Origin of the sequence: Streptomyces sp. ActVer (genome assembly GCF_027270795.1) — a bacterium.
Classification (GTDB): Bacteria; Actinomycetota; Actinomycetes; order Streptomycetales; family Streptomycetaceae; genus Streptomyces; species Streptomyces umbrinus_A.
In genome coordinates this window covers 1-4,116 of record NZ_JAPWHT010000653.1, presented here as the reverse complement: position 1 = coordinate 4,116, position 4,116 = coordinate 1, and the positions used below count along the sequence as shown (strand labels likewise).

General features: G+C 68.9%; 3 protein-coding genes and 1 pseudogene. 1 reads left to right on the top strand and 3 read right to left on the bottom strand.

The genetic code is table 11. The features are described from left to right. The 3 genes and pseudogenes from O3Q52_RS49820 to O3Q52_RS49810 all read right to left on the bottom strand — a co-directional run. A pseudogene (locus tag O3Q52_RS49820) lies at nt 1–267 on the bottom strand (hypothetical protein); the annotation flags it as partial. Nucleotides 268–432: 165 nt separating this feature from the next. Then, on the bottom strand, nt 433–2,706 hold the full coding sequence (locus O3Q52_RS49815; RefSeq protein ID WP_269655042.1) for a M4 family metallopeptidase: 2,274 nt from the start codon (nt 2,704–2,706) through the stop codon (nt 433–435). A 452-nt stretch (nt 2,707–3,158) separates the two neighbouring features. Beyond that, nucleotides 3,159–3,476, bottom strand: a complete 318-nt coding sequence (locus O3Q52_RS49810; protein ID WP_269655041.1) for a hypothetical protein — start codon at nt 3,474–3,476, stop codon at nt 3,159–3,161. A 331-nt stretch (nt 3,477–3,807) separates the two neighbouring features. On the opposite strand from O3Q52_RS49810, the gene O3Q52_RS49805 reads away from it, so the two are divergent. Continuing rightward, the coding region (locus O3Q52_RS49805; RefSeq protein ID WP_269655040.1) for an AMP-binding protein at nt 3,808–4,116 on the top strand (309 nt) is incomplete at its 3' end.

Genomic DNA, 4,116 nt, shown 5'->3' with positions numbered 1-4,116 from the left:
GGCGTGGGTGCGGTCGACGGTACGGGCCAGGTCCTCGCCGTCGAAGAACTCCCAGGGCTTGTTGTAGTTGGGGCCCAGGGCGTAGGCGATGCCCCAGTGCCCCATGGCGCAGTCGGGATCCGCCGCCACGGCCGCCTCGAAGCAGGAGACGGCTTCCTCGTGATGGAAGGCGTACGACCAGACCAGGCCGCGGTCGAACCACTTCTGGGCCTCGGCGGACGATGTTGTCACGGTCCGGTTGTGGGTGCCGAGATCGTAGTAGTCCATCGGTCCGCCTCTCCTGTGGTGCCTGTACGCCGAGGGACATCTCTACCACCGAGGCCAGAGGCGATACCGGGCACATCACATCGATACCGGGCGACGGGAACGTACGACGCGAACGCCCGCCCGGACCATGGCGCGGTCCGGGCGGGCGTGAGAGCGGGCAGTGCGTCAGGGAGTGATCCTCCACTGCTGGATGTAGCCGACGTCGATCGACGCCACGTCACGCACCCGCAGCTTCCAGGTGCCCTCGACGGGCTGCGCCGAGGCGTCCACGACGAAGGTCTGGTTCACGTTGTCGGCCGAGCCGCCGCTGCGGTTCAGCAGCGAGTACACGGTCCCGTCGGGGCCGACCAGATCGACGGTCAGATCACCCCGGTAGGTGTGCACGATGTTGACGTACACCTCCGTGGCCGCCGAGGCATTGCCCGGACGGCCCGTGATGGTGATGGGCGACTCGACCGCGGCACCGACGTCGGGGATGTCGACCCGGGTCGAGTTGCCGTAGACGTACGCCACGCGCCACTCGAAGGTGTCCGACACGGCGACACCCGTGCTGTCGGTCACCGTCACGGTGACGTCACTGGTGCCGGTCGTGGTCGGGGTCCCGGAGATCAGCCCGCTGTCGCTGACCGTCAGGCCGTCGGGCAGGCCGGTGGCCTCGTAGGTCAGCGTCGCGTCCGCGTTGGTCGTGTAGGCGTCGATCTGCAGGGACACCTCCTGGCCGACACCGGAGGTCTGGTCGTCGATCGGGGAGACATTGACGCCCAGCGCTATGCGGTCACCGACGTTGATGCCCGCCCACGCGGCGGCGACGGCGAGGTAGGTGTCGCTGTAGGCGCCGAAGAGGTCACCCGCGGCCCGCAGGGTCGCGACCCTGGCGCCCGCGTAGTTGGTCGACGACGTCATGTACGTCGTCAGCGCCCGGTACCAGATCGCGGCCGCGTTCTCGATGCCGATGCCCGCGACCGGGGCGCCGTCGGCGGTGGGGCTGTCGTAGTTCACGCCGTTGACGGTCTTCGCTCCGCTGCCCTCGGACAGCAGGTAGAAGAAGTGGTTCGCGGGACCGGAGGAGTAGTGGACGCCGATGCCGCCCAGCGAGGCGTCCCAGTTGTCGCGGGACTGGCCGTCCTTGGAGGGCTTGTCCATGTACCGCAGCGGGGTGCCGTTGCCGTTGATGTCGATCTTCTCGCCGACCAGGTAGTCGGGGACGTCGGCGTCCAGTCCGGCGTTGAACTCCACCGCCGCGGCGAAGATGTCGGAGGTCGCCTCGTTCAGGCCGCCCGACTCCCCCGAGTACGTCAGGTTGGCGGTGGCGCTGGTGACGCCGTGGGTCATCTCGTGGGCCGCCACGTCGAGGGAGGTCAGCGGCTTGGCGTTGCCCGACCCGTCGCCGTACGTCATGCAGAAGCAGGAGTCCTGCCAGAAGGCGTTGACGTAGTTGTTGCCGTAGTGGGCTCGGCTGTAGGCGGCGACACCGTCGTTGCGGATGCCGTTGCGGCCGTAAACGTTCTTGTAGTAGTCCCAGGTCGCGGCCGCGCCGAAGGCCACGTCCACACCGGCGGTCTGCCGGTTGCCCGGGGTGCCGTCGCCCCAGACATCGTTGTCATCCGTAAAGAGTGTGCCGGTGCCGGAGGTTCCCTGGTTCAGGTCGTACGTGCGCTGGCCCGCACGATCGCCGTCGACCATCTGGTACGACGAACCGGACGCCGTGGTGCCGACCGCGACCGAGCCGTTGTACTGGCCCGCGCCCGTGCCGGTGCGCACGCTCTCGTACTTCGAGGCGACCTTGCCGGAGGCCGCGTCGGTGACGACGCGCAGTTCGCTGGGCGTGCCGTCCTCCTGGAACCCCTCGACGACGGATTCCCAGGCCAGGACCGGCTTGGACCCGGCGGCGGCCCAGACGACGAGCCGAGGCTTGCCCTCGACCTCGGACCGCTCCACGTCGGCCGCCTTGCCGATCGCGAGCGCCTTGGTGGCGGCGCGGGCCGCGGAGATCTTCGGCGTGGTTGTGGGCACCGTGATGGTGGCGCCGGTGGCCTTGGACGTGGTGGTCCGGCCGTTCTTCAGGTGCAGCACCAGGTCACCGCCGAGGACCGGAAGCCCTGCGTAGGTGCGCTCGTACCGGGTGTGGGTCGTGCCGTCGGCGTCCTTGATGACGTCCTTGACGACGAGCTTCTCCCGCGAGCCGAGGCCGAGTTGATCGGCCGTGCCGCCGGCGTTGGCGGTCGCGCTCTTGAGGAGTGCGGTGCGCTCGGCGGGCGACAGCTCGGCCTGGGCCGCACCGGCACGCGGCGTGGCGGTGATCTTCGAAGAACCGGGATCCGCGGGTGCGGCGGACACGGGTCCGGCCTGGACTCCGAGGACGAGCAGCGAGCTCGCGGTCGTGAGGGCCAGGGCCGCGGCGCGTCTGCGCCGGTGGGTGGAACGGTGATACCCGGACAAGGTCTTCTCCTCCTGCGACAGCCGGCCCCTGGTGAGGGCCGACGGCGAGCGGACCGACTGGGTGCAGCCGGTCCGAAATGGGGGGTGGAGCGGGAAGGAGCTCCGCACCGGCCGACACGCGCAGGCGCCCGAGGACGCGGCGACGCGTGCGACGTGAGGGTGCGGGGATGTACGAGTGGGGGACATGAGAGGTGTGGCAGGTGTGACGATGTGAACGAACAGTGAATGTTCCACAGCAGAGTGACACCACTCGCACAGGCTTGTCATGGAAGTGACAAGACAACGGCTTGAATTGACCATTGCCTGCTGTGAGTTCATCACCGCCGACGAGCGGTCTCAGCCGCTGCTGGGCGAGGGCCGATCCGTTCGACCCAGGGCAGTCGCCGGCTCGGTCTTCGGCACGAGCACGGACTTCGGCGCGGGTACGTGCCCGGCCGCGAGGCTGCGCCTTCTCAGAACTCGCTGTCGATTCCGGTCACGACCGCCTGCCCCAGCGGGGCGTCGTCCTCGGCGAATCCGCTGTCGCGCAGAGCCTTCGACACCAGACCCACCGCCTCGCTCTCGGCACTGGTGCGGTCCGCCGCCTCGACCTCGATCCTGGCCGAGAACATGCCACCCTCCTCGACGGTCAGCAGGCTCAGTTCCTCACTCTCGCCCAGGTCCGTGTTCTGCGGATCACGAGGCCTGAGCCTGTCCTCGATGTCGGAGCGCGCGGCGTCGGAGACACTGCGGACGAACGTGCCCGGAACGGTGATGACGTACGTGGTCACTGGAACTCCTTACGAGGGTGCCCGGTCCGTCGGGGGCATCACGAGCCGGACGGGCAGACGGCATGACCCGTGCGCCCGACTCGCGTGCAGTGCTCCCGACTCCCATGTACTCCACGTTCCCCGCCTTCGGCAGGGAATGCGAACACGTCGTGCGCCCGGACAGTCGTTCGATACGGAACCCCGTTTGAGTATGCGTACTCATGAAACGGGACACAGGCTCCGGCAGGCTCCCGGATGAACGAAAGGACGAGGTCAAGGGCCTTCGGCTCGCCACCCGGCCCGACCCACCGCTCCACCGGCTCAATTCACCCACGCACGAACGAACGGACCCATGAAGACTGCATCGCTGTTTGACGTACTGCTGGACGCAGCCCGCCGGGCCCCTGAGCAGGTCGTCGTACATGTCCGTGGGGACGGCACCGAACTGACGGTCACCTTCCGGGAGTTGCTTGACGCGTCCCTGCGCGTGGCGGGTGGCTTTCGCGGAGCGGGTGTCGAGCCCGGCACCTGCGTGCCGCTGCTCGCGGACCGCAGCGAGGACTTCCAGCCCATGTTCTGGGGCGCTCTCGCCGCCGGCCTGGTGCCGGTGCCGCTCGCGCCCGACGCGCGGCGGGTCGCCCCGGTGTGGGAGCACCTGGGC